Origin of the sequence: Cellulophaga sp., assembly GCF_039943695.1 — a bacterium.
In the GTDB taxonomy this organism is placed as follows: Bacteria; Bacteroidota; Bacteroidia; order Flavobacteriales; family Flavobacteriaceae; genus Cellulophaga.
In genome coordinates, this window is record NZ_JBDVAA010000006.1 from 1 (window position 1) to 2,608 (window position 2,608).

2 protein-coding genes and 2 pseudogenes are annotated in these 2,608 nt (G+C 33.6%); all 4 read left to right on the forward strand.

What is annotated here, in order from left to right:
- Positions 1-903, forward strand: a pseudogene (locus tag ABJD66_RS00470) (outer membrane protein assembly factor BamA); the annotation flags it as partial.
- A gap of 101 nt (positions 904-1,004) precedes the next feature.
- On the forward strand, positions 1,005-1,790 hold the full coding sequence (locus ABJD66_RS00475) for an OmpH family outer membrane protein (protein WP_100893815.1): 786 nt from the start codon (positions 1,005-1,007) through the stop codon (positions 1,788-1,790).
- 57 nt (positions 1,791-1,847) lie between these two features.
- Positions 1,848-2,357, forward strand: a complete 510-nt coding sequence (locus tag ABJD66_RS00480; protein WP_100893814.1) for an OmpH family outer membrane protein — start codon at positions 1,848-1,850, stop codon at positions 2,355-2,357.
- A 98-nt stretch (positions 2,358-2,455) separates the two neighbouring features.
- Positions 2,456-2,608 (forward strand): annotated as a pseudogene (locus tag ABJD66_RS00485) (glutamate racemase); the annotation flags it as partial.

Sequence of the window (2,608 nt, forward strand, 5' to 3'; positions counted from 1 at the left end):
AAGTGGCCTGATGATTATTTTGTGGCTTCTCATTCATTAGCGTATCAACTATATGATTTTCAAGATTACAACATAGGTTTGTTTAATTTTGGTAATGGTTCTGCAAATTCACTTTCTTATACATTTGGATTGTCTAGAGAATCTTTAGCAGGTGGTAAAATATTTCCTCGTGGAGGATCTAGTTTTCAATTTAAACTTAAAGCAACACCACCTTACTCATTATTTTCTGATAAAGATTATAAAGGTTTAAAAGAGGAGAGTGATGAATTGCAGGAGGTAAGAAATACTACTGGTAGTTTAAGCCCTTTTCAGCAAACTCGTTTAGAAAAAATAGAAGAAGACAGATTTAAATGGTTAGAATTTTATAAAGCTAGTTTTAAAGGAGATTGGTACACAACACTTACTGGTGATTTAGTTTTACGTTCTAACGCAGAGTTTGGTTTCTTAGGTAATTATAACAATGATATAGGTAATGTACCTTTTGAACGTTATTTTGTTGGTGGTGATGGTTTAGGAAACTTTACTTTAGATGGTAGAGAAACTGTACAATTAAGAGGGTATGAAAACCAATCTTTAACGCCAGTAGTAGCAAGTACTAATGAGCAAGAAGGTGGTGTGGTTTATAATAAATTCTCTATGGAACTTAGGTATCCTATCACTTTAAAACCATCAGCATCTATATATGCACTAGGATTTTTAGAAGGAGGTAACTCTTTCAACAATTTTACTGAATTTAATCCGTTTGAAATTAAACGATCGGCCGGAGTAGGGTTGCGCATATTTATGCCAGCTTTTGGTCTATTAGGAATTGACTTTGGTTATGGGTTTGATAAGGATAACTTACCTACCTCTACTGAGCCAAGTGGATGGCAAACACACTTCATCATTGGTCAGCAGTTTTAATTACAAAGAATATTTCTAATTTACCATATGTTAATAAGCTTGTATTTAGGTGATTAATATTTTTGGCACGATATTTTCTATGTATTAAAACGATAAACAAAATGAAAACAAAAGTTCTTTTAATTTTAACTACGTTGCTACTGTCAACTAGTATTTTTGCCCAGAGAGGTGTAAGGGTTGCCTATGTAGATATGGAATACATTCTAGAGAATGTGGAAGAGTATAGAGAGGCTAATGCGCAACTTGCTAGTAAAGTTGAAAAATGGAAGTTAGAGATTGAAGGTGAGAAAAAGCAAATCTTTGATATGCGACAAACCTTGCTTGCAGAAAAAGTTTTATTAACTAACGAGTTAATAGAAGAACGTGAGGAAGAAATAGCATTGTTAGAAAAAGAAATGCTACAATACCAACAAGATAGATTTGGTCCTCAAGGAGATTTGGTTATGCAAAAGTTAAGACTGGTGCAGCCAATACAAGATCAGGTTTTTAATGAGGTACAAAAGATAGGTAAGAATAAAAATTACGATTTTATTTTTGATAAATCTGCAGATGTTGTAATGTTGTATGCAGAAAAAAGAAATGACATTAGTGAGTTAGTACTTAGAGCTATTTCTAGGACTAGAAAAATTAGTGCTCCTAAAAAGAGTGCAAGAAGTAGGTTTGAAGACGAAGAAGAAGACAAGCCTATTACAGAAGCTTTAAAGGTTAGGCAAGAACAAGCTAAAGAGGCAGACGCGGCCAGAGCTAAGAGTGCAGAGGAAAAAAGAGCTGAGCAGTTAAAGTTGCGTGAAGAGCGTAAAAAAGCTTACGAAGCTAGAAGAAAAAAATTATTAGAAGAAAAGGCAGCTAAACAAAAGAAAACCAAAGAAGAAAAGGACGGTAATTAAAAAAGAGTCTATACACTAAAATTAACTAAATACTTAAATTAACATTCAATTACTATTATGAAACATTTAAAGAAGATAGCAGTAGCATTAGTATTATTTGTAGCTACAACAGCATTTGTAAACGCACAGTCTAAAGTTGCGCATATTAATGTACAGCAGTTGTTACAAGAAATGCCTGCAATGAAGAGCGCAGATGCAGAATTAAAGAAGTTAAACGAAACTTTAGGTGCAGACATACAGGCAAGTATGGCAGAAGCTAGAAATAAAGCTACGCAGTACCAAAATGAAGCAGCTTCTAAAACTGCAGAAGAAAATGCAAAAAGAGAGCAAGAAATAATGACATACCAAAAAACAATTCAGACTGCACAGCAAGCTGCACAGCAAGAATTGCAAAAAAAGCAACAAGAATTGTTAGCTCCAATACAAGAGTCTGCAATGAAAGCTATAGAAAAAGTAGCAGCTGCTCAAGGTTTTGACTATGTAATTGATGCTAGTCCAGGTGCAGGTCTTCTTGTTTCTAAAGGAAAAGATCTTTTAGCAGACGTAAAAAAGGAATTAAAATTCTAATAAGCTATACTAGTATATTTTATAAAGGCTGTGCTATTTGCACGGCCTTTTTTGTTACTTTATAGTAGTATATTTAGGCTTCTAAATTATAGGTTACAATGCATAACAATCCTATTGGTGTTTTTGATTCTGGTGTAGGTGGTACATCTATCTGGAAAGAAATTCATAAATTATTACCCTTAGAGAATACTATTTATCTTGCAGATAGTGCTAATGCACCTTATGGAGAGAAATCTGCAGAGGATATATTA

Bases quoted from the DNA above. Each gene is read 5' to 3' on its own strand.
- ABJD66_RS00475 (WP_100893815.1), top strand. From the start codon at position 1,005: ATGAAAACAAAAGTTCTTTTAATTTTAACTACGTTGCTACTGTCAACT.
- ABJD66_RS00480 (WP_100893814.1), top strand. From the start codon at position 1,848: ATGAAACATTTAAAGAAGATAGCAGTAGCATTAGTATTATTTGTAGCT.